A 25,700-nucleotide genomic window follows, 5' to 3' on the forward strand; every position below is an offset into this window, starting at 1 on the left:
ATCACCGCCCCGTACAGTCGGCGACGGATTCGTCGCTACAGTAAAAAGGAATGATTGGCGGTCGCTGAAGTCACAGATTTCAGTATTCTCGAAATCACTGGAGTTTTTATGCGCAACCCTACCCTGATCGCCAGCCTGGTCCTGATCACCGGTCTCGCCGCCTTTGGTCCTGTGGCGCAAGCGGTCGAGGCCACCGGAGATGCGGTGGAGCATTCCCCCAACAATGGTCGCCGTTTGGTGGAAGCGGACCGGACCCCGGCTGAATATCAGCGCTCGGACAAGGCCATTAAAAACTGGAAAGAGAAGGGGCTCGAAGCCCCTGAGGAAGGCGCGCAATGGGTGCAGATTCATGACAAGTACGTGATGGTGGTGATTGCCTCCGGGCGGATTCTGAAAATCACCCCCACCACGCGCTAGTTCCTTCAGCTCACTTGGCCTTTGTCCCACAGGCGCACCAGCTCGCCGGGTGCTTGATCTTCAGGCACCTGCAGCACCATTTCGTCGTCCTGGTCATTGGCGCGGTAGCGCACTTCGATGCGGAAAAAACGCTGGTCGCCACGCCCCGGCGCCGCCGAGTCCAGCGGCAGGCAACCCTCCAGTACTGAGCAGATACGCGTGCGCTGGTCGAGATCGCACTGGGCGAAATCGATTTCCCGAGGGCGAGTCAAGGCGGAAATCGCCGCTACGCCGCCCTGACGAGACAGCCGGACCACCGCGTGATCGTCGAGGGGTGGAAGAGGTTTCATCAATGCTCCTCGGTTAAATCGACGCCTACCTGCGCCCAGCCATTCTGCACAGCCTGCACTTCCCGGGCACCGAAGCGCTGGCGGGCGTGCTCGACGGTCAAGCGGGCGAAGGCGCTGAAGGACGCGTCGTTGGCCAATCTTCTGTCGCACAAGGTTTCATACCAGATCCGCCCGGCCTTTTCCCAGGCAAATCCGCCCAGCGTCGTGGCCGCCAGATAGAAGGCGCGGTTGGGAATGCCGGAGTTGATGTGCACGCCGCCGTTGTCCTCGCGGGTGATGACGAATTCACGCATGTGCGCCGGTTGCGGGTCCTTGCCCAGCAGCGGGTCATCGTAGGCCGTGCCGGGGTTGGACATGCTGCGCAGGCCGTCGCCGTTGATCTTGTCCGTGAGCAGGTCGGCGCCGATCAGCCAGTCGGCCTGGTCGGCGGTCTGTTCGAGGACGAACTGCTTGACCAGCACGCCGAATACATCGGAGATGGACTCGTTCAACGCGCCGGACTGGTTGGCGTAGATCAATCCGGCTTCACTTTCGGTCACGCCATGGGCCAACTCGTGGGCCACCACGTCGAGGGAGCGAGTGAAGCGCTGGAAGATTTCGCCATCGCCGTCGCCGAACACCATCTGTGCGCCGTTCCAGAACGCATTTTCGTAGTCCTGGCCGTAGTGCACGCTGCCCACCAGGGCGAAGCCTTTGTTGTCGATGGAGTCGCGCCCCAGCACTTTCCAGAAAAAATCGTAGGTGGCGCCGAGGGCGTTGTAGGCCTCGTCCACAGCCGCATCGCCAGTGGCTGCCTGACCTTCGAGGCGTACCGGTTGGCCGGGCAGTTCCATGGTGTTTTGTGCGTCATGCACGCTGCGCTGGGGTTGGCCGGGCTTGCCCGGCCTGGGCAGCGCTGCGGCGGCGGGCGGGTTGTGTGGCGGACCGGGGTTGTGCCGCAGATTGCGCACATGGGTCAGGGTGCCGAGGGCGCTGGAACGTTGATGTTCGGAGCCGTGGGCGATGATTCGGTTGAGGATATAGGGAGGAATGAAACCGTGGAGCGGGCGAGAGTCGATCATCAGAATATCCTTATCTGAAATGCAGGGTCGATACCCATGTGAACCGAAGCGACCGCTGCGGTTCCCTTGTGCGGGCAACACACAAAAGTTTGCCAGCCACGCGGATTTCTGCGAAAACCCGCGCCTGAACCACACGGGAGTAGCCCATGAACGAAGAACTGCAAATCATCGACCTGGAGCAGGGCGACGGCAAAAGCGTAGTCAAAGGTGCGCTGATCACCACCCAATACCGTGGCACACTGGAAGACGGCACTGAATTCGATTCGTCCTACAGTCGAGGCAAACCTTTCCAGTGCGTGATCGGCACCGGTCGGGTGATCAAGGGCTGGGACGTCGGCCTGATGGGCATGAAGGTCGGCGGCAAGCGCAAGCTGTGGGTGCCGGCGAATCTGGCCTACGGCGAGCGGTCCATGGGGGCCCACATCAAGCCGGGCGCCAACCTGATTTTCGAAATCGAATTGCTGGAAGTGCTGACCCGCGACGATTGAAGGGGTTGCTACTCTCTCCAGTCCTAGCATGGCGCTATTCGTCGGGGAGCGAAACATGAATGCAGAGCAACATGACCTTGGGGTGTCCCAGGTCGCCGCGGCTATTGCCGAACCGGCCCGTACCCGAATGCTGTGCGCGTTGATGGACGGCCATGCCCGAACCAGCACGGAGCTGGCGAGCATCGCCGATGTCAGCGCCTCTACCGCCAGCAGCCATTTGGCAAAGCTCAAGGAACTGGCCTTGGTGCGTTTGTACGTTCAGGGCCGCCATCGCTACTACAGTCTGGCGGATAAACGCGTTGCCCAGGCCCTTGAAGCGTTGATGGTGATCGGCCAGAACGCCGCCCCGACCTTTACCCCGCGCACCCCGGATCGCCTGCAATTCGCCCGCACCTGCTACGACCACATGGCCGGTACGCTGGCGGTGCGCTTGCACGATCGGATGCTTGAAGCCGGATGGCTGGTGGAGGTGGAAGGCCAAGGCTATCGCCTGAGTGACGACGGCGAGGCGCTGTTGCAAGGGCTGGGCATTGATGTCCAGGCGCTTGCCGTTCAGCGACGCCGGTTTGCCTGTCCATGCCTGGACTGGAGCATGCGCCGGCCGCACCTGGGGGGAGCTTTGGGGGCGGCACTGCTGCAAATGGCGATCAAGCGCAAATGGGTGATCCAGGATCTGGATAGCCGGGCGCTGGGCTTGACGGCCAGTGGCCGCAAGGAAATGGCGACGCGATTGGGCGTCGATGTCGAGATGAATGTCGGCCCTGCTGGCGCCATCGCGAGCAAGCTCGCTCCCACAGTGGACCTGCGGTGAACACATGATTGATGGCCACCGACAGACCCTGTGGGGGCGGGCTTGCCCGCGAAGGGGCCTTCACATCCAGCATCCATGCAAGCTGATCCACCGCCATCGCGAGCAGGCTCGCTCCCACAGTGGACCTGCGGTGAACACATGATTGATGGCCACCGACAGACCCTGTGGGAGCGGGCTTGCCCGCGAAGGGGCCTTCACATCCACGCTTGCCCGCGAAGGGGCCTTCACATCCAGCATCCATGCAAGCTGATCCACCGCCTTCGCGAGCAAGCTCGCTCCCACCGTGGAACTGCGCTGAACACATGATTGATGGCCGAACTTTATCGTCGGCGCGGCTTTGGTATTGAGTGGGATTCTACTGGTCAGCGGTTACGGATGGTTTCGCCAGCGTTGGGGGCGATGGCCGGTTTTGCGGCGGGAGTAAAGGAGACAAACCCATGTGGCGAGGGAGCTTGCTCCCGCTGGGCTGCGCAGCAGCCCCAAAGCCAAGCAACGCGATCATTCAGGTGGACCGCATTGCCTGGGTTGCGACTGCTGCGCAGTCGAGCGGGAGCAAGCTCCCTCGCCACAAAAGCCCCCTAGTGCAACGGGGAGGCTTGGATCAGACCTTGACGATCCAACCCGCTGGCGCTTCCACATCGCCGGTCTGCACGCCGGTCAGCTCTTTGTAGAGCTTCTGGGTGATCGGGCCGACTTCGGTTTCGCTGTGGAACACGTGCAGCTTGTCCTTGTAGCTGATGCCGCCAATCGGAGTGATGACCGCAGCGGTACCGCAGGCGCCGGCTTCCTTGAAGTCCGACAGTTTGTCGATGAACACGTCGCCTTCGATCACTTCCAGGCCCAGGCGCGATTTGGCCAGTTCGATCAGCGACAGGCGAGTGATGCCCGGCAGGACCGAAGGGGATTTTGGGGTGACGAATTTGTTGTCGTGGGTGATGCCGAAGAAGTTCGCCGAGCCGACTTCCTCGATTTTCGAGTGGGTCATCGGGTCCAGATAGATGCAGTCAGCGAAGTTCGCCTTCTTGGCCTGGGAACCGGGCATCAGGCTGGCGGCGTAGTTGCCACCGACCTTGGCCGCGCCGGTGCCTTGTGGGGCTGCGCGGTCGAAGCTGGAGATCAGGAAGTTGTGCGGGGTCAGGCCGCCCTTGAAATAGGCGCCGACCGGGATGCAGAAGACCGAGAAAATGAACTCGGGTGCGGTGCGTACGCCAATATTGTCACCCACGCCGATCACGAAAGGGCGCAGGTACAGCGCGCCACCGGTGCCGTAAGGCGGGATGAAGCGCTCGTTGGCGCGGACCACTTGCTTGCAGGCTTCGACGAACTGTTCGGTCTCGACGAACGGCATCAGCAGGCGCGCGCAGCTGCGCTGCATGCGGGCGGCGTTCTGGTCCGGGCGGAACAGGTTGATCGAGCCGTCCTTGCAGCGATAGGCTTTCAGGCCTTCGAAGCACTGCTGGCCGTAGTGCAGGGCGGTGGAGCCCTCGCTGATGTGCAGCACGTTGTCGTCGGTCAGGGTGCCGGCGTCCCAGGCGCCATCGCGCCAGTGCGACAGGTAGCGCTTGTCGGTCTTGATGTAGTCAAAGCCCAGTTTGTCCCAATTGATGCTCTCGTTACCCATGACACCCTCTATTGCTTAACAACCGTCGAAACGGTTCAAGGCTTCTGACGTTTTTTGGATGGGGACAACAATACTTCATTCCGGGGCTGTTTCGCAGCCTGTGGCGAGGGGATTTATCCCCGCTGGGCTGCGAAGCAGCCCCCCTTGGTTCTGATACCCCCATATACCTGACGTCCGGTGCTGACAGGTATTGGGGTTGCTGTGCAACCCAGCGGGGATAAATCCCCTCGCCACAAGGTCATTCACCCACAGCTGTTATAGATGCAACGCATGCCCCAACGCTCGCAACGCCGCTTCCTGCACCGCCTCGCCCAGTGTCGGATGGGCGTGGATGGTGCCGGCGATGTCTTCCAGGCGTGCGCCCATTTCCAGGGACTGGCCGAACGCAGTGGACAGTTCCGACACACCGACGCCGACTGCTTGCCAGCCAACGATCAAGTGATTGTCCCGTCGCGCCACAACCCGCACGAAACCGCTTTTCGATTCCAAGGTCATGGCCCGGCCATTGGCGGCGAACGGGAAGCTGGAAACGATGCAGTCGAGCCCGGCGGCCTTGGCTTCGTCCGGTGTCTTGCCGACCACCACCAGTTCCGGGTCGGTAAAGCACACCGCCGCGATGGCCGTCGGGGCGAACTCGCGAGGCTGGCCGGCGATCAGCTCGGCAACCATTTCGCCTTGGGCCATGGCCCGGTGGGCGAGCATCGGTTCGCCGCTCAAATCACCGATGGCCCAGACGTTGCGCATGCTGGTCTGGCAACGGTTGTCGATTTTTACCGCCGCACCGTTCATTTCCAGCTGCAACGCTTCGAGATTCCAACCCTGGGTGTTGGGTTTGCGACCAACGGCCACCAGCACCCGGTCGGTCTCCAGGTTCAGCGTGTCGCCCGCGGGATCACGCACCTGCAAGGTGCCGGCCTGGGCATCGAAGCCTTCGACGCTGTGCTTGAGGTACAGCTTCACACCCAATTGTTTGAGCGCCTCGTGCACCGGTTGGGTCAGCTCGCCGTCGTAGGCCGGCAGAATCCGCTCCTGGGCTTCGACCACGCTGACCTCGGCGCCGAGCTTGCGGTAGGCAATGCCCAGCTCCAGGCCGATGTAGCCACCGCCCACCACCACCAGGTGCTTGGGCAGCGAGGCAGGGGCGAGGGCTTCGGTGGAGGAAATGATCGGGCCGCCAATCGGCAGCATCGGCAGCTCGACGCTTTTCGAACCAGTGGCCAGCAGCAGGTGGTCGCACTGGATGCGCGTGTCGCCGACGTCAACGGTCTTGCCATCGACGACGTTGGCCCAGCCGTGAATGACCTGGACCTTGTGTTTTTTCAGCAGGGTCGCGACGCCGGTGGTCAGGCGGTCAACGATGCCGTCCTTCCATTCCACGCTTTTGCCGATGTCCAGGCTCGGCGCCGACACCGTGATACCCAGGGCCGAGGCCTGGCTGTGGTGCTGTGTCTGGTGGAACTGCTCGGCCACATGGATCAACGCCTTGGACGGGATACAGCCGATGTTCAGGCAAGTCCCGCCCAGCGCCTGGCCCTCGACCAGAATGGTCGGGATACCCAACTGGCCGGCGCGGATCGCTGCCACGTAGCCGCCGGGGCCGCCGCCGATGATCAGCAGCGTGGTGTTCAAAGTTTGCATCGCCTGCTCCATTGATGATTAGTCCACAAACAGGGTGGCGGGTTGTTCGAGCAGGCCGCGCAGAGCCTGGATGAATTGCGCCGCGTCCATGCCGTCGACCACCCGGTGATCGAAGGAACTGGAGAGGTTCATCATTTTGCGGATCACGATCTGGCCCTTGATCACTACAGGTCGTTCGACGATTTTGTTCACGCCGACGATCGCCACTTCCGGCAGGTTCAGCACCGGGGTACTGACGATACCGCCCAACGCGCCGAGGCTGGTCAGGGTGATGGTCGAGCCGGACAACTCATCGCGGCTGGCCTTGCCATTGCGGGCCGCCGTGGCCAGGCGCGAAATTTCTGCCGCGCTGTCCCACAGGCTGCGGGCTTCGGCGTGACGTACCACCGGCACCATCAGGCCCACATCACTCTGGGTGGCGACGCCCACGTGCACCGCGCCTGAGCGGTGGATGACCTGGGCTTCGTCGTCGTAGCGGGCGTTCATTTGCGGGAAGTCCCGTAAGGCCACGACCAGGGCGCGTACCAGGAATGGCAGCAAGGTCAGCTTGCCGCGATGGGCACCGTGCTTTTCATTCAAATGCACCCGCAGTTCTTCCAGGGCGGTGACGTCGATTTCCTCGACGTAGCTGAAGTGCGCGGCGCGCTGGGTGGCGTCCTGCATGCGCTGAGCGATCTTGCGGCGCATGCCGATCACCGGGATCTGCTGTTCGTCGTGGCGTTCGGCATAGCCTGCACCGCCCTTGGCCTGGACCGATGGCCCTTGGGCCAGATAGGCGTCCAGATCTTCGTGCAGAACCCGCCCGGCCGGGCCACTGCCCTGGACCAGACGCAATTGAATGCCCAGGTCCAGCGCGTGTTTACGTACAGCCGGGGAGGCCAGCGGACGCTCGTCAGGATCGCGGGCCACCGGCGCTTGCGGCGCGGGGCGTGGCGCCGCAGCGGGTTTTTCCATTGTCGGCTCGGGCGTTGCCACCGGCGCGGGTTTCGGCACTGGCGCGGTGACGGCGGGTTGCGCCGATTCCTTGAGGTTGCCGGCACCTTCGACTTCAATGCGGATCAGTTCGCTGCCCACCGCCATGACTTCACCGGGCTCGCCGCCGAGGGCGATCACCCGACCATGCACGGGCGAGGGAATGTCCACCATGGCCTTGTCGGTCATGACATCGGCCAGGACCTGATCCTCGACCACCAGGTCGCCCACCTTGACGTGCCACACCGACAGTTCAACTTCGGCGATGCCTTCGCCAATGTCCGGCATCTTGATAACGTGCGTGCCCATTCAGACCTCCATGACCCGTTTCAACGCCGCGCCTACACGGGACGGCCCTGGGAAATACGCCCACTCCTGCGCATGCGGATAGGGTGTGTCCCATCCGGTGACACGCTCGATGGGCGCTTCCAGGTGATGGAAACAATGTTCTTGCACCAGCGACACCAGCTCGGCGCCGAAGCCGCAGGTGCGCGTCGCTTCGTGGACGATCACGCAACGACCGGTCTTCTTCACGGACTTGACGATGGTCTCCAGGTCCAGGGGCCAAAGGCTGCGCAGGTCAATGACTTCGGCGTCGATGCCGGTTTCTTCGGCGGCGACCTGGGACACATACACCGTGGTGCCGTAGGTCAGGATGGTCACTTCCTTGCCGGGGCGGGTGATGGCGGCGACATCCAGCGGCACCGTGTAGTAACCGTCCGGCACCTGCGCCGACGGGTGTTTCGACCACGGCGTTACCGGGCGGTCGTGGTGGCCGTCGAACGGGCCGTTATACAGGCGCTTGGGTTCGAGGAAGATCACCGGGTCATCGTTTTCGATGGAGGCGATCAGCAGGCCCTTGGCGTCGTAAGGGTTTGAGGGCATGACGGTGCGCAGGCCGCAGACCTGGGTAAACATCGCTTCGATGCTCTGGCTGTGGGTCTGGCCGCCATAGATGCCGCCGCCGCAGGGCATGCGCAGGGTCATCGGCGCGGTGAACTCGCCGGCCGAGCGATAGCGCAGGCGCGCCGCTTCGGAAATGATCTGGTCCGAGGCCGGGTAGACGTAGTCGGCGAACTGGATCTCGGCCACGGGCCGCAACCCGTAGGCGCCCATCCCCACCGCGACACCGACGATCCCGCTTTCGGAAATCGGCGCGTCGAATACCCGGGAGGTGCCGTATTTGTTCTGCAGGCCTTCGGTGCAGCGGAACACGCCGCCGAAGTAGCCCACGTCCTGGCCGAACACCACGACGTTGTCGTCGCGCTCGAGCATCACGTCCATGGCCGAGCGCAGGGCCTGGATCATGGTCATGGTGGTAGTGGTCATGGCGGTGTCCAGCTGGATATTGTTGTTGTGATCGTTCATGTCAGATCCCCAACTCCTGACGCTGGCGCTTCAAGTGCTCCGGCATCTCTTTGTAGACGTCTTCGAACATGGTCGCGGCGCTTGGAATCTGCCCGCCGGCGAGGGTGCCGTACTGCTCGGCTTCCTTCTGCGCGGCGATCACCTCGGCTTCGAGTTCGGCGGTGACTGCAGCATGTTCCTCTTCGGACCAGTGGCCGATTTTCACCAGGTGCTGCTTGAGGCGCGCAATCGGGTCGCCCAGCGGAAAGTGGCTCCAGTCGTCGGCGGGGCGGTATTTGGACGGATCATCGGAAGTGGAGTGTGGGCCGGCGCGGTAGGTGACCCATTCGATCAGCGCCGGGCCGAGGTTGCGCCGGGCGCGTTCGGCGGCCCAGCGCGAAGCGGCGTAGACCGCCATGAAGTCGTTGCCATCGACCCGCAGCGAGGCGATGCCGCAGCCGACGCCGCGTCCGGCGAAGGTGGTGGCTTCACCGCCGGCAATGGCTTGGAACGTGGAGATTGCCCACTGGTTGTTGACCACGTTGAGGATCACCGGCGCCCGGTAGACGTGGGCGAAGGTGAGGGCGGTGTGGAAGTCCGATTCGGCGGTGGCGCCGTCACCGATCCAGGCCGAGGCAATCTTGGTGTCGCCCTTGATCGCCGAGGCCATGCCCCAACCCACACCTTGGATGAATTGCGTGGCCAGGTTGCCGGAAATGGTAAAAAAACCGGCGTCCTTGACCGAGTACATGATCGGCAACTGCCGGCCCTTGAGCGGATCGCGCTCGTTGGACAGCAGTTGGCAGATCATGCCCACCAACGGCACGTCGCGGGCCATCAGGATGCTTTGCTGGCGATAGGTGGGAAAGCACATGTCATCGATGTTCAGGGCCAAGGCCTGGCCGCTGCCGATGGCTTCCTCGCCGAGGCTCTGCATGTAGAACGACATTTTTTTCTGGCGCTGGGCGACCACCATGCGGTTGTCGTAGATGCGCGTCTTGAGCATGGCGCGCATGCCTTTGCGCAGGATCTCCAGAGGCACGTCTTCGGCCCATGGGCCGTGGGCATTGCCCTGGTCATCGAGCACGCGAATCAGCCCGCGGGCGAGGTCGGCCGTGTCGGACGGTTCAACGTCGATGGAGGGTTTGCGCACCGTGCCGGCATCGCTCAGATGCAGGTAGGAGAAGTCGGTCTGGCAGCCGGGACGGCCCGAGGGTTCGGGGACGTGCAGGCGTAGCGGTTCATACGCTGGGTTCATGGCTTTCTACGCTCGATCTTGTGAATTTCTTGTAGTGGGCGCGCTAGCTGACGAACTTTCCCGGGTAAGGAAAATTGTCCTACAACAATCATAGGCTCGACGCAGAAGAATATTTTTCTCTGTTGGGTTGCTGTTCAGATCATTTGCAGATAAAAAATCTGCACAACGATAAAAAACAGGATTATTTGTCTCATGCGTAAACTGGATCGCACCGACATCGGCATTCTGAACAGCCTTCAGGAAAACGCCCGCATCACCAACGCCGACCTCGCCCGCTCGGTCAATCTATCGCCCACGCCTTGCTTCAATCGGGTCCGGGCGATGGAGGAGCTGGGGGTGATACGCGAGCAAGTCACGCTGTTGGATGCCGATCTGCTGGGCCTGCATGTCAACGTGTTCATTCACGTCAGCCTGGAAAAACAGGTGGAGGAGGCGTTGCAGCACTTCGAAGAGGCGATCTCCGACCGGCCGGAGGTGATGGAGTGCTACCTGATGGCCGGCGACCCGGATTACCTGATCCGCGTGCTGGTGCCGTCGATCCAGTCGCTGGAGCGGTTCATGATGGACTTTCTGACCAAGGTCCCGGGTGTGGCGAATATTCGTTCGAGCTTTGCGCTCAAGCAGGTTCGCTATAAGACCGCGCTGCCGCTGCCGGCCAACGGGTTGACCTTGGGGACCTGAACGCCCGTTGGGCCTGTAGGAGCTGTCGAGTGAAGCGAGACTGCGATCTTGTCCCAGACAATTGAGTCGCGAGCAAAAGATCAAATCAAGATCAAAAGATCGTCCGAACGCGGCCCGAGCCTTCGGCATCTCCAGAAGCCTGGCTGGAGGGGGCTACAGGAGTCGGTACTGCATCGAAAACCCCAATGCCACCGACTGCCCTTGCTCCAGCAAGCGCAACCCTGGCCGCCCTGGCAGGTGGTGGGCATTGACCGGATGGCTGACCGGTTCGATGCAAAAGAAATCCAGGCCCACCGGACAGTAGAGCAGGAAGTATTCGCTGCCGCTGGCTCTGCATTCCAGCTCATAACCCAAGTCCGGTTGCTGGATCAGGCAATGCCCGTCCCACCCGGCAAAGCCGTTATCCACCAGTGTGTCCGGCAGCAAGCGGGGTTGTTGGAAGTCCCAGATGTGAGGAACGCTGCCCAACGTTGTCGGCAGTTTTTTCTCATCGCACATCCAGACGTCGGTCGCACGGGTTTGCAGGCGCGTGCCAGCAGTGCGCGGGAAGTACGGGTGCAAACCCAGCCCGTGCCACGCGGCCTGTTCGGCCCGGTGGGTGACGTGCATCGCGATCTGCAACTGACCGCCGCTCAAACGGATCCGCAGGCTGGCGCAGTAGGCGAACGGATGTTGGCTGTCGAGCTGCAACAGCGCTTGTTGTGGGCTGTGTTCGATCACTTGCCAGGGCTGCTGCCAGGCGCTGCCATGGATCGGGAACGGGTCGTTGGGGCTATTGGCTTCCAATGCGAGCCAGCCGTCAGGGCAATCGAAACCGCCCTGGGCGATCCGGTTCGACCACGGGATCAGCGGGAAGCAGCCGAGCTTGCCGGGCAGGCCGTTTTCCAGCGCTTGCGGCGCGGGCGGGCGTAGCAGGGGAGCACCGGTGCTGCTCAATGTCCATTCAACGAGACTGGCGCCCAGGTGCGGGGCCAGGGTCAGGCGAGTCTGTTCGTCTTCGAGGTGGAGAAGAGGCGGCGTCATGGTGACCTTGTTTTGCAAGGTTGAAGAAACTGTTGTGGGGAAAGCCGGATTTTTGTGTGCGAACCCTGTGGCGAGGACTTGTGGGAGCAAAGCTTGCTCGCGATGCAGGCTCCTTGGTTTCCTGGGAGACTGCGTCATCTTCATCGCGGGCAAGCCTTGCTCCCACTAGGGGATTGTCGTTGTTTCTTACAACACCAGACGCGGCAACCACAGCGAGATCGCCGGAATGTAGGTCACGGCCAGCAACACCAGGAACAGCACGCCGTAGAACGGCAGCAGGGCCTTGACGGTGCTTTCGATGCTGACCTTGCCAATGGCGGCGCCGACGAACAACACCGCGCCCACCGGTGGCGTGATCAGCCCGATCCCCAGGTTCACCAGCATGATCATGCCGAACTGCACCGGGTCCACGCCGATACCCATGATCACCGGCATCAGGATCGGTGTCAGGATCAGGATCAGCGGCGCCATGTCCATCACCGTACCCAGGACCAGCAGCATCGCGTTGATGCACATCAGGATCACGTAGCGGTTGTCGGAGATCGTCAGGAACAGGGTGGTGATCTTCGCCGGGATCTGCATCAGCGTCATGATGTAGCCGAAGCTGGCGGCGAAGCCGATCAGGATCATCACGATGGAGATGGTACGCACCGTGCGATGCATCAGTTTCGGCAACTCGCTCCACTTGTAATCGCGGTAGATGCACATGGTCACGAAGAATGCCCAGAGCACCGCGATGGCGGCCGATTCGGTGGCGGTGAAAACACCCGAGAGGATGCCGCCAAGGATGATGAACATGGTCATCATGCCCCACATGGCTTCCCGGCAGATTTTCAGCGCCTGCTTGAGGGGAATCACTTCGCCCTTGGGATAGTTGCGCTTCTTCGCGAAGATCAGGCACAGCACCATCAGGCAGGCGTTCATCAGCAGGCCCGGCACGATGCCGGCCATGAACAGTGCACCGATGGAAACCGTACCGCCGGCCGCCAGGGAGTACAGCACCGCGTTATGGCTGGGCGGGGTCAGCAGGGCTTGTACCGAACCACTGACCGTCACTGCGGTGGAGAACTCCCGCGGGTAGCCGCGACGTTCCATCTCCGGGATCAGTACCGAACCCACCGAGGCGGTGTCGGCCACCGAGGAACCGGAAATGGCACCGAAGAACGTCGAGGCCATGAGGTTGACCAGTGACAGACCGCCGCGCACGAAACCCACCAGCACCCCGGCGAAGGCCACCAGCCGGCGAGACATACCGCCCTCGGCCATGATTGCACCGGCCAGGACGAAGAACGGAATGGCCAGCAACGAGAATTTATTCACCCCGCCCGCGACCTGGATCATCACGGCCTGAAACGGGATGTCGATCCACCACGCGCCGATCAGCGCAGCGGCGCCCAGGGCGTAGGCGACCGGCATGCCGATCAGGATCAACAGGAAAAAACTGCCCAGCAGAATCAGAGCGTCCATTAAGCGGCACCTTCACTTTCTTCGACCAGGTCGAACTGCACGACCCGACGCTTGCTCTGATCACCGAGCAAGAGTTTTTCCAGGACAAAAATCAGGGTCAGAAAACCACCGACCGGTATGGGCATGTACGTGATGCCGACCCGCAGCGTGGGCAGGGCGCTCATGTATTGATTCCAGGTGGATATGCAGAGTTTGGTGCCGCCGCTGATCATGAAGATGCAGATTACCGCCATCAGCAACTGGGAAAACACCGAGGCCGCGGTTTTCAAGTGAGGGGGCAAGCGGTTGGTGAGCATGTCCACGGCCATGTGCGCACCGGCGCGGTAGCTGGCGGCGGCGCCGATGAACGTGAACACGATCATCAGCAAAATTGCCGTGGGCTCAGGCCAGCTTGAGCCAGTGCCCAGCACGTAGCGGGCGAATACGCCCCAGGGAATCATCAGAGCAATTGCCAGGACAGAGAGGCCGGCGACCCAGATGCAAGTCATGTAAATCTTATCGTTGATGCGCAGCAGCAGATTCTTCATCGGGTTCCACCGTAACCGGGCACGCCCCGTGAAATCGGGCGCGCCTGGCCTTTTCAAGTACAGATTGAGAGGTGTTACTGAACGGCTTCGATACGCTTGATCAGTTCGGCGTACGGCGCACCGTATTTGGCCCGGATCGGCGCGGTGGCGTCATAGAAGGGCTTCTTGTCGACCGTAATGAACTCAACGCCGGCAGCTTTGAGTTTCTCTTCACTGGCGAGGGTCTTCTTGTCCCACAATTCGCGCTCATCCAGTTGGGACTGCTTGGCGGCTTTTTTCACCAGGGCCTGCTGCTCGGGGGTGAGTTTTTCCCAGGTGAACTTGGACATCACCACTGGCTCCGGCAGGATCAGGTGACCGGTCAGGCTGTAGTACTTGGCGTTCTGGTAGTGGTTGTGCTCAAGCATGGTCGGCGGGTTGTTTTCCGCGCCGTCGATCACACCGGTCTGCAGCGCACTGAAGATTTCACCGGTATCCATCGCAATTCCGTTACCGCCCATGGCGTTGAGGGTCTCGATGAACATCGGGTTGCCCATCACGCGAATCTTCATGCCCTTCATGTCTTCAGGCTTGTGCACCGGCTTCTTGGTGTAGAGGTTACGGGTGCCGCCGTCCATCCAGGCCAGGGCCACCAGGTTGAATTCGGAGTTGGTGATCTTGTCGAGGATTTCCTGGCCGATTTCACCGTCGATGATTTTGCGCATGTGCGCCTGATCACGGAACACGAAGGGCATGTTGAACACGTTCACGTCCGGCACCACCGGGCCAACGATACCCAGGCTGACGCGGGCCATCTGTACGGCACCGACCTGAAGCTGCTCGACCACTTCTTTCTCCGAGCCCAACACGCCGCCGGAGTACATTTTGAAGGTGAACGGGTCTTTATCGCCTTTGCTCTCCTCGACGAGCGTCTTGCCGAGGATTTTTTCCGCTTCCACGGTTGGATAGCCATCGGGATGGATATCGGCAAACTTGATCTCAAGCGCCTGTGCCGCTTGCGCAAGGAAGGCCAGGGGGAGGGCGGCGATCAGAAGCGTACGTTTGAAATTCATGGTCAATCTCCAGTGTTGTTGTTTTTATGTCTATCGAATGAAGCGGTGGTGCAGATCAGTTGGCGGCGTGTTTCGGTCCTCCGAAAGCCGTTTCAGCAAGGCCCTTGACGCCAGGGTTGAGGGCAAACACGCCTCCGGCCAGCGATTGCGGATCGGTGTCGTCGCCAGGGCGGATCGAGGTGACGAACAGGGTGTCCAGACGGCTGCCGCCAAAGGCGCACATCGTCGGTTTCTTCACCGGCACCGCCAAAGAGCGGTCCAGTCGGCCATCCGGGGTGAAGCGATGGATGAGGCCGGCGTCGTTGGCGCAGATCCAATAGCAACCTTCAGCGTCCACCGCCGCGCCGTCCGGGCGTCCGGCCAAGGGCATCATGTCGACGAACAGCCGCCGGTTGGAGGGCGTGCCGCTGTCGATGTCGTAGTCGAAAGCCCAGATCTGCTGGACCAGCGGATGTGAGTCAGAGAGGTACATCGTGCGCCCGTCCGGGCTGAAGCCCAGGCCGTTGGGCACGATGAACCCGCCCAGTTGCGCCGCGACCGGGCTGCGCTGCCCGCCATCGAAGCGGTACATCCGGCCGACGTCGGCATTGGCACCCATGTTCAGCACCATGCTGCCGGCCCAGAAGCGGCCTTGGCGGTCGCAGCGGCCATCATTGAGGCGCATGTCGCTGCGATCGTGCTCGACACTGGCGCACAGTTCGCTGTCCAGGCTGCCGTCATCAAAGGGGTGCAGGCGAAAGAAACCGCTCTCCATGCCGGCGATCCAGCCTCCGTCCTGGTGACGGGCAATGCAGGCAAGCATCTCGGGCGTTTCCCAGCCCTTGAGTTGCCCGGTCCCGGCGTTCCAGCACTGCAGGCCACCGCTGGGAATGTCTACCCAGTACAGAGCGTTTTCCTCGGGGACCCAGACCGGGCTCTCACCGACAGCGTTGCGTGCATCGACAATCAATTCGGCTTGCATGGTGATTCCTTGGTTCGTTCGTATCCCATGAAAAACAGGCCAATCAGTTGTCGAACGGGCCGGCTGCGACAAAGGCGCCGCCCTGGTAGACCCTGGCCGGGTCATCGGCGGCCGGCATCGGTTGTGCTTCGACCTTGGCGCGGAAGACTTCGGAGCTGTCCTTGGGCTGGTAGCCCAGGTGCGCGGCCTGGCTGTTGTCCCACCAGACGTCGCGGTTGGCGGACATGCCATACACCACGGTGTGGCCGACTTTCGGGGTATAGAGCGAGCATTCGATCAGTTGAGTGAGGTCGTCGAAGCTCAGCCAGGTGCTCATCATTCGGCGGTTTTGCGGTTCGGGGAACGACGAGCCGATGCGGATGCTCACGGTTTCGATGCCGTAGCGATCGAAGTAGAAACTGGCCATGTCTTCGCCGTAGGACTTGGATAAGCCGTAGTAGCCATCCGGACGGCGAGGGGAAAGGGCGTCGAGGGTTTCGTCCTGCTTGTAGAAACCGATGACGTGGTTGGAACTGGCGAAGATCACGCGCTTGACGCCATGCTTGCGGGCGGCTTCATAGATGTGGAACACGCCGCTGATGTTGGCGCCGAGGATTTCTTCGAACGGGCGCTCTACCGAAACACCGCCGAAATGCAAAATGGCATCGACGCCTTCCACCAACTGATGCACCGCGTGTTTATCAGACAGGTCGCATGGCACCACTTCTTCACTTTCATCAATGGCCGGGGCCATGTTGGCGATGTCCGACAGGCGAATGTGGCGGGCGAAAGGCTTGAGGCGTTCGCGCAAGACTTTGCCCAGGCCGCCGGCGGCGCCGGTCAGCAGTAGACGATTGAAGGGCTGGCGAATGTGTGTCGTAGTCATGAAATTACCTGAGCAAACGGTGAGAGGTATCAGTTGTTATAAGTTGTCGTACGACCTAGAGGGAATATCCTTATCCTACCGCTACCTTGTCAACGTTTGATCGACGAATCGCTCTACCACGGCGTCCCTGCCTTTGGCTGTCGCGTCGCCATGGCCTTTTTGAACAGCGACCATGGCGACGGATCCCGGCTTAAAGCAGCGAGATCGGGTAGCTGACGATCAAGCGGTTTTCGTCGAACTCAGTGGTGCTGAAGTCCCGGCGCATCGTCGAGTTCCGCCATTTCACGTTAAGGCTCTTCAACGCACCGCTCTGTACGGTGTAGGCCAGTTCGCTTTCGCGGCCCCATTCCTTGCCGTCGGTGATGGTGCCGGTGTGTACGTTGTCACCGCTGATGTAGCGGTTCATCAGGGTCAGGCCCGGCACACCGACGGCGGCGAAGTTGAAGTCGTGGCGCACTTGCCAGGATTTTTCCTGGGCGTTGTCGTAGCTGGAGTTGTAGCTGTCGTTGGCCAGGGTGCCGCCGCTGGTGCCGTTGACGCGCATCCAGCCATCGTCGCCGCTGAGTTTTTGCAGGCCGACGTAGAAGGTGTTGCCACCGTATTTGGCCGAGAGCATGGCGAAGGCGGTTTTGTTGTCCAGGTCGCCCGCCAGGGCACTGCCTTCTTCCTTGCCGATGAAGTAGCCTAGGTTGGCGCCCAGGGTCCAGTCACCGATGGGCTGGCTGTGGGTCAGGTTGAAATATTTTTGCTGGTAGATGTCCGACAGTTCCGCGTACCAGACGCCGACCTGGGTGCGCTTGTCGTTGAAGGCGTATTCGCCGCCGCCGAAGTTGAAGCGATCGGAGAGGAACGCACCACGACCGTTCATGGACATGTCTTCCATGCTCGCGTCGTTGCGCATGCTGTTGGCGCGGAACTGGCCGCCGTAGAGGCTCAAGCCGTTGATCTCGGTGGAGGTGACCTGACCGCCGCGGAAGGTCTGCGGCAGGGAGCGGCCGTCGTCAGAGCGCAGGATCGGCAGCACCGGCATCCATTCGCCGACTTTCAGTTCGGTTTTCGACACCTTGGCCTTGAGCGCGACGCCCAGGCGACCGAAGTCATCGGCCGGACGACCATCATCATGCACCGGCAGCAAGCCGGTATTGGCAGTGCCACGACCGCCGTCGAGCTTGACCGAGTACATGCCCAGCACGTCCATGCCGAAACCCACCGTGCCCTGGGTAAACCCGGACTTGGCGTCGAGAATGAAACTCTGGGTCCATTCCTCGGCTTTGCCTTGCGCGTTATCCGGGTTGGTGAAGTTGCGGTTGATGTAGAAGTTGCGCAGGTTGAGATTGACCTTGGCGTCTTCGACGAAACCTTCGGCGCTGGCGGCCATTGGCAAGAACAGGGCAAGGCTGCTGCAACTGATCAGCCCCAGGGCATGCCGGGCGTTGAAAAGGGTACGACGGGTTGGGTGACCGGGTGAAAAACGGACAGGTGTGCTCACTATGACGCTCCCTACTTTTTTGTTGTTTTTATTTGTCATACGTCGTCGTACAACATGAGGCGGATTATTTGGGCGTCGTTCCTCCTTGTCAACTGGCCATTATTGGAATTGTCACTGTCCTTGCGCTTGAAGATGAGGCGTTACGTTGGTTTCAGGGGCGATGAGGGCGGTCCGGGAAGCTTCGGCCCCCTCAATCCAAGGGGCTCAGAATAGCTGCGCCTGCTCTTGGTTGTGCGATGACTGGTCTAAGACATTAGTCGAATGCTGGCGATTGGAAGGCTTAACGGAGTTCTTGTGGCGAGGGAGCTTGCTCCCGCTGGACTGCGAAGCAGGCCCAGGTTCTTTGTTTCAGCACAAAATCTTGGGGCGGCTTCGCCACCCAGCGGGAGCAAGCTCCCTCGCCACAAAAGCTTTCCCACAAGCGGCGCCGGTGTTTTCAAAAGTGGGTGAATGCTAGTCTTGACCAACGCTGTCGCCAGGGAGCCCTCATGGGCAATCACAAGATCGAGATTCGTCGCAGTAACGTCGAGAAAATCCTGCTGGCCGCCGAGAAGGTCTTTGCCGAAAAGGGCTTCGGCGGCACCGCCATGGCCGACATCGCCGCCGAGGTGCAACTGCCCCGATCCAACCTGCATTATTACTTCAGCACCAAGAGCGAGCTGTACAGTGCCGTGCTGTTCGACCTGCTGGAGGTCTGGAAGCAGGATGCCTTGTGCTTCGAGATGTTCGATGATCCACGGGTGGTGCTCAGCAGTTACATCCGCGCCAAGATGAACCACTCCCGCAGTCGGCCCTACGGCTCGAAGGTCTGGGCTAACGAAGTGATTCACGGCGCTCCGACCCTGGGGCAGGCGCTGGATGCCAGTCTCTACGACTGGGCGAAGATGAAGGAAGCGAAGATCCGCCAGTGGGTGGAGGACAAGCGCATCCTCCCCGTAGAGCCCTCAAGCCTGCTCTACATGATCTGGGCCTCGACCCAGCACTACGCCGACTTCGACCACCAGATCAACATCCTCAATGATCACCAGCCCCTGTCCGACATGCAGTTCGAGCGGGCGGTGCAGACGGTGACCAGTGTGATTTTGCGGGGGATTGGGTTGGAGCCCTGAGGTTTTGTGGCGAAACTGATGGCCTCATCGCGAGCAAGCTCGCTCCCACACTGGATCTCTGGTGTACACAACATTTGTGTACGACACGATCCACTGTGGGAGCGAGCTTGCTCGCGATGGCGTCAGTCCAGACACCTCAGTCCTCAGACCGCTACATGGTAAGGATTACGCGGATCATGGTTCCAGTCCAAAAACGGCTTGCCCGTTTCCACCGTCACCATCTCGATGCAGTCCTGCACCGGGCAGGTGATCTGGCACAGGTTGCAGCCCACGCACTCTTCATCGATCACTTCATATTTGCGCGTCCCGTCCGCTTGCTTGAGGCTGGCGATGGCCTGGTGGGAGGTGTCTTCACAGGCGATGTGGCAACGACCGCAACCGATGCAGGCCTCTTGGTCGATCTTCGCGATGACCTGATAGTTGATGTCCAGGTACTTCCAGTCGGTGGTGTTACTCACCGCGCGACCGGAAAATGCCTGCAGGTTGGCGTGGCCGTGCTCGTCCATCCAGCGTGACAGGCCGTCCTTCATCTCTTCGACAATCCGAAAACCGTGGAGCATCGCCGCCGTGCACACTTGCACGGCGCCACTGCCCAGGGCGATGAATTCCGCCGCGTCGCGCCAACTGCCGATGCCGCCGATGCCGCAAATCGGCAAGCCCTGGGTCTGCGGATCGCGAGCGATTTCGGCGACCATGTTCAGGGCGATCGGCTTGACCGCCGAGCCGCAATAACCGCCGTGGGTGCTCTGACTGCCGACGATGGGCAGGGCGACCATGCGGTCCAGGTCGACACTGGTGATGGAGTTGATGGTGTTGATCAACGACACCGCATCGGCGCCGCCCCGATGGGCCGCCCGGGCGGCGACGCGGATGTCGGTGATGTTCGGCGTGAGCTTGACGATCACCGGCAGCGAGCAATAGGTCTTGCACCAGCGCGTGACTTGCTCGACGTACTCCGGCACCTGGCCGACGGCCGCGCCCATGCCGCGTTCCGGCATGCCGTGGGGGCAGCCGAAGTTCAGCTCGATCCCATCGGCACCCGTGGCCTCCACCAGGGGCAGGATGCGTTTCCAGGACTCTTCCACGCACGGCACCATCAACGACACGATCAGCGCCCGGTCCGGCCAGTCCTTTTTCACCTGGGTGATTTCCCGCAGGTTGATCTCCAGCGAACGGTCGGTGATCAGCTCAATGTTATTGATGCCCAGCACCTCGCGATTGGCGCCGAAGTGGGCGGAGTAACGCGACGACACGTTCACGGCCGCCGGGTCCTCTCCCAGGGTTTTCCAGACCACGCCACCCCAACCGGCCTCGAAGGCGCGGACCACGTTGTAGGCTTTGTCGGTCGGCGGCGCGGAGGCCAGCCAGAACGGATTGGGGGCTTTGATGCCGGCGAAGACAATCGACAGATCGGCCATTTACGCAGCCTCCACGTTGAGCATGAGTTGAGCGTTGATCGCCTCGGCGGCGAGCTTGCCGTGCTGCACCGCCTGCACCGTCAGGTCTTGGTCCAGACTGGTGCAGTCACCGCCGGCATACACGCCGGCAATACTGGTACGCAAATGTTCATCCACCAGGATTCGTCCATCCTGGCGCTTGAGTTCCCGGGCCAGCGGGTCCGCCAGTGCGTGGTCATCGAAGGCCTGGCCGATGGCTTTGAAAATTCCGTCGGCGGGCAGCTCGAAGGTGTCGGTGCCGATGACCAACCGACCGTTCTCCAGGTGGGTGCGGGAGAAACGCATGCCCCGCACATTCCCGGCCTCGTCCAGCAGCACTTGTTGCGGTTGGGCCCAGGTCAGCAGACGCACCTGATTGGCTTTGGCGATGTCTTGTTCATGGGCGGTGGCGCCCATGTCCTCAAGCCCGCGCCGGTACACCAGGCTGACGTCCCGGGCGCCGAGACGGGCCATCTGCACGGCCATGTCGATGGCGGTGTTGCCGGCGCCGAGAACGATGCAGCGGTCGGCCAGCGGCAATTGGCTGAGGTCGTCGGCCTGACGCAACTCGCGGATGTACTCGGTGGCGGCCAGCAGCCCCGGTGCTTGTTCATCGCTCAGGCCCAGTTGTTTGCTGGCGGCCAGGCCAAGGCCGAGGAACACAGCGTCGAATTGCTGGTGCAAATCGCTCAAGCTGAGGTTTTCGCCAAGCTTCTGGCCGTGGCGGATTTCGATGCCGCCGATGTCCAGCAGAAAGTCCAACTCGCGCTGGGCATAATCGTCCACCAGCTTGTATTTGGCGATTCCGTATTCGTTGAGGCCGCCAGCCTTTTCCCGGGCTTCGAACACCACCACGTCATGGCCGTGCATCGCGCTGCGGTGAGCACAGGACAACCCGGCAGGCCCCGCGCCGACCACGGCAATGCGCTTGCCGGTGGCGGCGGCGCGTTTGAAAGGGTGCTCGCTGAAGTGGGCGTTGTCCACGGCGTAGCGTTGCAACAGGCCGATCAGTACCGGTGCGCATTCGTGGGCGTTGTTGCGCACACAGGCTTGCTGGCAAAGGATCTCCGTGGGGCAGACCCGGGCACAACTGCCGCCGAGGATATTGGCCGAGAGAATCTTTTGCGCGGCGCCCTGAACGTTGTCCTGATGGATGTTGCGAATAAACGAAGGGATGTCGATCTCGCTCGGACAGGCGGCCACGCACGGCGCGTCGTAGCAGTACAGGCAGCGGGAGGCTTCCAGGTGGGCCTGGCGCGCGTTGAGCGGCGGCGCCAGGTCGCTGAAGCGCGCGGCGAGGGTGGTCGGGTCTTCCTGGGAATGGGGGAGGTGACTCAAGGGCTGGATCATGGAATGGGCCTCACGGTGTTTGAGGTGCTGCCTCTGGTGGGCAGTGTTTTTGGTGTCCGGACTGGCCTCATCGCGAGCAGGCTCGCTCCCACAGGGATCTGCGGTGCACACAGATTTTGTATCCATTCAAAATCCAGTGTGGGAGCGAGCCTGCTCGCGATAGGCCGTAGGCCGTTATCAGCGTTTCACTGCAACCGGCCGGTGCAATTCAGCCCGCTTGCTCAACAAATCGAACACCGCCGGGTAAGCCGGTCGTTCGATGTAGCGTCCCGCTCCGCGTTCGGCCCGCAGGTCGCCATCGACCCAGACCAGTCGGCCCTGGCTGATGGTGTGGCTGGGCACGCCGCGTACGGTCTTGCCTTCGAAGATGTTGAAGTCCACCTGCTGATGGTGAGTCTTGGCCGAAATCGTGCGGCTGCCTTGCGGGTCCCAGAGCACCAGGTCGGCGTCGGCACCGACGCGAATGGCCCCTTTGCGCGGGTAAAGGTTGAAGATCTTCGCGGTGTTGGTGGAGGTGAGGGCGACGAAATCATGCATCGACAATTTGCCGCTGTTGACCCCTTCATCCCAGAGCACCGCCATGCGGTCTTCGATACCGGCGGTGCCATTGGGGATTTTGCTGAAGTCTTCGCGGCCGGCGGCTTTCTGCTCGGCGCAGAAGCAGCAATGGTCGGTGGCGGTGGTGTGCAGGTTGCCTGACTGCAAGCCATGCCAGAGCGCCTCCTGATGCCCGCGAGGGCGGAAGGGCGGGCTCATCACGTAACCGGCGGCGGTCTGCCAGTCGGGGTGGCGATAAACGCTATCGTCCAGCAGCAGATGCCCGGCCAGTACTTCACCGTAAACCGGCTGGCCCTGGCTGCGGGCATAGGTGATTTCATCCAGGGCTTCCTTGGTCGACACATGCACCAGGTACAGCGGCGTGCCCAGGGTTTGGGCTATGCGGATGGCCCGGCTCGCGGCTTCACCTTCCACTTGCGATGGCCGCGACAGCGGATGGGCTTCGGGACCGGTAATGCCCTGGGCCAGCAACTTGCGCTGCAGGTGATCAACCAGCTCGCCGTTCTCGGCATGCACCGTGGGCACGGCGCCCAGTTCCAGGCACCGCTCGAAGCTCGCCACCAAGGTGTCGTCGGCCGCCATGATCGCGTTCTTGTAGGCCATGAAGTGCTTGAAGCTGTTGACCCCGTGCTGGCTGACCAGCTCGGCCATCTCTTCACGAACCTGTTCACTCCACCAGGTGATCGCCACGTGAAAACCGTAGTCACTGGCGCTTTTTTCCGCCCAGCCGCGCCACTGGTGGAAGGCCTCCATCAGCGACTGCTGGGGATTGGGAATGACAAAGTCGATGATCGATGTCGTGCCACCCGCCAGGCCTGCCGCCGTGCCACTGAAAAAGTCTTCGCTGGCGACGGTGCCCATGAACGGCAACTGCATGTGGGTATGCGGGTCGATGCCGCCCGGCATCAGGTATTGGCCGCTGCCGTCGAGCACCTCGGCATCGGCGGGCGCATCCAGGTTTTCACCAATGGCCTTGATCACACCCTCGGCACACAACACATCGGCGCGATAACGTTCATCATGGGTTATTACGGTGGCGCCACGGATCAACAAAGACATTCCGAGTTCCTCGCAGGCATGACCGACTGATGCCGGTTCTTTATGTTGTATAGATCATGATGGGAAGGTGATGAAGTCGTGCAGAGTTTTAATCCTGTCACAGTTGTCAGGATTAGAAGCTAGCTGGAGTTTAACGAATCGGCAAGATTATTTTTAATAGGCTGTTTGAATATATAACTCATTGAAAAATATCAATTAAATCCATGAATCACCAAAATGGTGAGCTGCCTCACCATTTTGACGCACTTGACAGGTTCATTATTTGAACGAGATTTATCATGCTAAATCAGCAGCTTGAAAGACGTGAAAGTGCGGTTTAGACGCTTCGCAATATTGTGAGGTGCACCACTTTGAATCTCGGGCTCGACAGAACGTGCAGGTCATCTAGCCTCATGGGCACTGGCACGCAGTGCGAGTGAACAATGAAATTAAATTAAAGCGTTAAAGATCAAAAAGTTGTCAGCGTTATTTCGTTCAACCGGTCAACCCGGCGCGGCAATCGGCACAGTTATTGAGTGCTGTCGCTGCCAGGCAGGGCCGCCGGTAGAACGCGCGCTTTACATGCAAGTACTCCGGCCATCGCCAGTCGATGAGCAAAAATAATGAAAACAGTGGAGCGGACATGACCAGATCAACAGTGACCGAGCGCGATGGGTTATTCGAGCTTGAAGCCGGCAGCGACGTGCTCGACAGCCCCCGATACAACCATGACATCGCGCCAACCCAGGTGCATGAGCGAACCTGGAATAAATGGCACATCACCGCGTTATGGGTCGGCATGTCGATCTGTGTGCCGACCTACACCCTGGGCGGCGTGCTCACGGCCTATTTCGGGCTGTCGGTGGGCGAAGCGCTGCTGGCCATCCTGTTCGCCAATATCATCGTGCTGATTCCCCTGACCCTGAACGCCTTTGCCGGGACCAAATACGGCATCCCGTTTCCGGTGTTGTTGCGCTCGTCCTTCGGCGTCATTGGCTCCAACGTTCCCTGCCTGATCCGCGCGCTGGTGGCGTGTGGCTGGTTCGGCATCCAGACGATGTTTGGCGGGTTGGCGATTCACCTGTTTCTCGGCTCGGTGTTCGAAGGCTGGAAGAGCCTGGGTGGCACCGGCGAAGTGATTGGTTTCATGGTGTTCTGGGTCCTGAACCTGTGGGTGGTGCTGCGCGGTGCCGAATCGATCAAATGGCTGGAAACCCTGTCCGCGCCGCTGTTGGTGCTGGTGGGGGTTGGCCTGCTGATGTGGGCGTTGCCCAACGTCTCCCTGACCGAGTTGATGGCGGAGCCGGCCAAGCGCCCAGAAGGTGCCGGCGTGACCAGTTATTTCCTGGCGGGGCTCACCGCGATGGTGGGGTTCTGGGCCACGCTGTCGCTGAACATTCCTGACTTCAGTCGTTATGCCAAGAGCCAGAAAGACCAGATCGTGGGGCAGATCATCGGCCTGCCGCTGACCATGTTCCTGTTCGCCGCCCTCGGCGTGGTCATGACGGCGGCCTCGGCGAAACTGGTAGGCGTGACCGTCTCCGACCCGGTGACCCTGATCGGGCATATCCAGAGCCCGCTGTGGGTGGCCCTGGCCATGGTGCTGATCATCATCGCCACGCTCTCGACCAACACCGCCGCCAACATCGTTTCGCCCACCAACGACTTCCAGAACCTGGCGCCGAAACTGATCGGCCGAACCAAGGCGGTGATGCTGACCGGCCTGGTGGGGCTGGCATTGATGGCCCATGAATTGCTGAAAAAACTCGGTCTGATCGTTTCCGAGGTCAGCCTTGAGTCGGTCTATTCCAACTGGCTGCTGGGTTATTCGAGCCTGCTGGGGCCGATTGCCGGGATCATGGTGGTGGACTATTTCCTGATCAAGAAGCAGCAACTGGACCTGGCCGGGCTGTACCGCGACGACGTCTACCCAGCCTGGAACTGGAACGGCTTCATCGCCTTTGGCGTGCCCGTGGTACTGACGCTGCTGTCCCTGGGCAGCGACGCGTTCAGTTGGTTCTACAGCTACGGCTGGTTCACCGGCTCGGCACTGGGCGGGGTGATCTATTACGGGTTGTGCAGTATGCGGGCGAGCCCGTCCATCGCTAAAACTGCGGTGTAAAGGAGGGCCCCATCGCGAGCAGGCTCGCTCCCACACTGGATTGGGGTGAATGCAAGTCTGTGTGCACAGCAGATCCCCTG

At 61.2% G+C, this 25,700-nt stretch carries 23 protein-coding genes; 6 read left to right on the forward strand and 17 right to left on the reverse strand.

The window, feature by feature from the left end; translation table 11 throughout:
• Positions 1-108 precede the first annotated feature (108 nt).
• Positions 109-417, forward strand: a complete 309-nt coding sequence (locus AAIS01_RS04080; RefSeq protein WP_092398933.1) for an RcnB family protein — start codon at positions 109-111, stop codon at positions 415-417.
• A 5-nt stretch (positions 418-422) separates the two neighbouring features.
• Here AAIS01_RS04080 and AAIS01_RS04085 read toward each other — a convergent pair whose 3' ends face one another.
• Positions 423-746 carry a protealysin inhibitor emfourin gene (locus AAIS01_RS04085; protein WP_092398931.1) on the reverse strand — a complete coding sequence of 108 codons (324 nt, stop codon included), beginning with the start codon at positions 744-746 and terminating at the stop codon, positions 423-425.
• Positions 746-1,807: a M4 family metallopeptidase gene (locus tag AAIS01_RS04090; protein WP_343467914.1), complete on the reverse strand. Its 1,062-nt coding sequence runs from the start codon at positions 1,805-1,807 to the stop codon at positions 746-748. The genes AAIS01_RS04085 and AAIS01_RS04090 overlap by 1 nt, the downstream gene beginning before the upstream one ends.
• 146 nt (positions 1,808-1,953) lie before the next feature.
• On the opposite strand from AAIS01_RS04090, the gene AAIS01_RS04095 reads away from it, so the two are divergent.
• Together AAIS01_RS04095 and AAIS01_RS04100 are read left to right on the forward strand one after the other, a co-directional pair.
• Entirely contained in the window at positions 1,954-2,295 is a 342-nt protein-coding gene (locus tag AAIS01_RS04095; protein WP_047227612.1) for an FKBP-type peptidyl-prolyl cis-trans isomerase, read from the forward strand.
• A gap of 55 nt (positions 2,296-2,350) precedes the next feature.
• Positions 2,351-3,106 (forward strand): ArsR/SmtB family transcription factor, encoded by a 756-nt coding sequence (locus AAIS01_RS04100; RefSeq protein WP_343467915.1) that lies wholly within the window; start codon positions 2,351-2,353, stop codon positions 3,104-3,106.
• Between the two features lie 601 nt (positions 3,107-3,707).
• Here the strand turns inward: AAIS01_RS04100 and AAIS01_RS04105 are convergent.
• The 5 genes from AAIS01_RS04105 to AAIS01_RS04125 form a co-directional block, all read right to left on the reverse strand.
• Entirely contained in the window at positions 3,708-4,727 is a 1,020-nt protein-coding gene (locus AAIS01_RS04105; RefSeq protein ID WP_092398919.1) for a branched-chain amino acid aminotransferase, read from the reverse strand.
• 255 nt (positions 4,728-4,982) lie between these two features.
• Positions 4,983-6,365 (reverse strand): dihydrolipoyl dehydrogenase, encoded by a 1,383-nt coding sequence (gene lpdA / locus AAIS01_RS04110; RefSeq protein ID WP_343467916.1) that lies wholly within the window; start codon positions 6,363-6,365, stop codon positions 4,983-4,985.
• A gap of 18 nt (positions 6,366-6,383) precedes the next feature.
• Positions 6,384-7,646 carry a dihydrolipoamide acetyltransferase family protein gene (locus AAIS01_RS04115; protein ID WP_343467917.1) on the reverse strand — a complete coding sequence of 421 codons (1,263 nt, stop codon included), beginning with the start codon at positions 7,644-7,646 and terminating at the stop codon, positions 6,384-6,386.
• A complete protein-coding gene (locus tag AAIS01_RS04120; RefSeq protein ID WP_343467918.1) occupies positions 7,647-8,705 on the reverse strand; it encodes an alpha-ketoacid dehydrogenase subunit beta in 1,059 nt (352 codons plus the stop codon).
• 1 nt (position 8,706) lies between these two features.
• Complete coding sequence (locus AAIS01_RS04125; RefSeq protein WP_256229118.1) at positions 8,707-9,942, reverse strand: 3-methyl-2-oxobutanoate dehydrogenase (2-methylpropanoyl-transferring) subunit alpha; 1,236 nt, start codon at positions 9,940-9,942, stop codon at positions 8,707-8,709.
• Positions 9,943-10,134: 192 nt separating this feature from the next.
• On the opposite strand from AAIS01_RS04125, the gene bkdR reads away from it, so the two are divergent.
• Positions 10,135-10,623, forward strand: coding sequence for a Bkd operon transcriptional regulator BkdR (gene bkdR / locus AAIS01_RS04130; protein WP_092398911.1), 489 nt, complete (start codon positions 10,135-10,137; stop codon positions 10,621-10,623).
• Between the two features lie 153 nt (positions 10,624-10,776).
• Here bkdR and AAIS01_RS04135 read toward each other — a convergent pair whose 3' ends face one another.
• The 7 genes from AAIS01_RS04135 to AAIS01_RS04165 all read right to left on the reverse strand — a co-directional run bounded on the left by AAIS01_RS04135 (position 10,777) and on the right by AAIS01_RS04165 (position 17,896).
• Complete coding sequence (locus AAIS01_RS04135; RefSeq protein ID WP_343467920.1) at positions 10,777-11,646, reverse strand: aldose 1-epimerase; 870 nt, start codon at positions 11,644-11,646, stop codon at positions 10,777-10,779.
• A gap of 186 nt (positions 11,647-11,832) precedes the next feature.
• Entirely contained in the window at positions 11,833-13,113 is a 1,281-nt protein-coding gene (locus AAIS01_RS04140) for a TRAP transporter large permease (RefSeq protein ID WP_092398907.1), read from the reverse strand.
• Positions 13,113-13,640 carry a TRAP transporter small permease gene (locus AAIS01_RS04145; RefSeq protein WP_343467921.1) on the reverse strand — a complete coding sequence of 176 codons (528 nt, stop codon included), beginning with the start codon at positions 13,638-13,640 and terminating at the stop codon, positions 13,113-13,115. Before AAIS01_RS04145 ends, AAIS01_RS04140 begins: the two co-directional genes overlap by 1 nt.
• Positions 13,641-13,714: 74 nt before the next feature.
• Complete coding sequence (locus AAIS01_RS04150; protein WP_214918572.1) at positions 13,715-14,692, reverse strand: TRAP transporter substrate-binding protein; 978 nt, start codon at positions 14,690-14,692, stop codon at positions 13,715-13,717.
• Between the two features lie 55 nt (positions 14,693-14,747).
• Positions 14,748-15,653, reverse strand: a complete 906-nt coding sequence (locus AAIS01_RS04155; RefSeq protein ID WP_343467922.1) for an SMP-30/gluconolactonase/LRE family protein — start codon at positions 15,651-15,653, stop codon at positions 14,748-14,750.
• 43 nt (positions 15,654-15,696) lie between these two features.
• Positions 15,697-16,518, reverse strand: a complete 822-nt coding sequence (locus tag AAIS01_RS04160) for an NAD-dependent epimerase/dehydratase family protein (protein WP_343467923.1) — start codon at positions 16,516-16,518, stop codon at positions 15,697-15,699.
• A gap of 190 nt (positions 16,519-16,708) precedes the next feature.
• A complete protein-coding gene (locus AAIS01_RS04165) occupies positions 16,709-17,896 on the reverse strand; it encodes an OprD family porin (protein WP_431191900.1) in 1,188 nt (395 codons plus the stop codon).
• A 599-nt stretch (positions 17,897-18,495) separates the two neighbouring features.
• Between AAIS01_RS04165 and AAIS01_RS04170 the strand changes: the two genes are divergently transcribed.
• Positions 18,496-19,116, forward strand: coding sequence for a TetR/AcrR family transcriptional regulator (locus AAIS01_RS04170; RefSeq protein ID WP_092398895.1), 621 nt, complete (start codon positions 18,496-18,498; stop codon positions 19,114-19,116).
• 143 nt (positions 19,117-19,259) lie between these two features.
• Here AAIS01_RS04170 and preA read toward each other — a convergent pair whose 3' ends face one another.
• The 3 genes from preA to hydA form a co-directional block, all read right to left on the reverse strand.
• A complete protein-coding gene (preA, locus tag AAIS01_RS04175) occupies positions 19,260-20,534 on the reverse strand; it encodes an NAD-dependent dihydropyrimidine dehydrogenase subunit PreA (protein ID WP_343467924.1) in 1,275 nt (424 codons plus the stop codon).
• On the reverse strand, positions 20,535-21,902 hold the full coding sequence (locus AAIS01_RS04180; protein ID WP_343467925.1) for an NAD(P)-dependent oxidoreductase: 1,368 nt from the start codon (positions 21,900-21,902) through the stop codon (positions 20,535-20,537).
• Between the two features lie 177 nt (positions 21,903-22,079).
• Positions 22,080-23,519 carry a dihydropyrimidinase gene (gene hydA, locus AAIS01_RS04185; protein ID WP_343467926.1) on the reverse strand — a complete coding sequence of 480 codons (1,440 nt, stop codon included), beginning with the start codon at positions 23,517-23,519 and terminating at the stop codon, positions 22,080-22,082.
• A 622-nt stretch (positions 23,520-24,141) separates the two neighbouring features.
• On the opposite strand from hydA, the gene AAIS01_RS04190 reads away from it, so the two are divergent.
• Positions 24,142-25,620 (forward strand): NCS1 family nucleobase:cation symporter-1, encoded by a 1,479-nt coding sequence (locus tag AAIS01_RS04190; protein ID WP_092398887.1) that lies wholly within the window; start codon positions 24,142-24,144, stop codon positions 25,618-25,620.
• The last annotated feature ends 80 nt before the right edge of the window (positions 25,621-25,700 follow it).

This window comes from Pseudomonas halotolerans, from assembly GCF_039581215.1.
Classification (GTDB): Bacteria; Pseudomonadota; Gammaproteobacteria; order Pseudomonadales; family Pseudomonadaceae; genus Aquipseudomonas; species Aquipseudomonas tehranensis.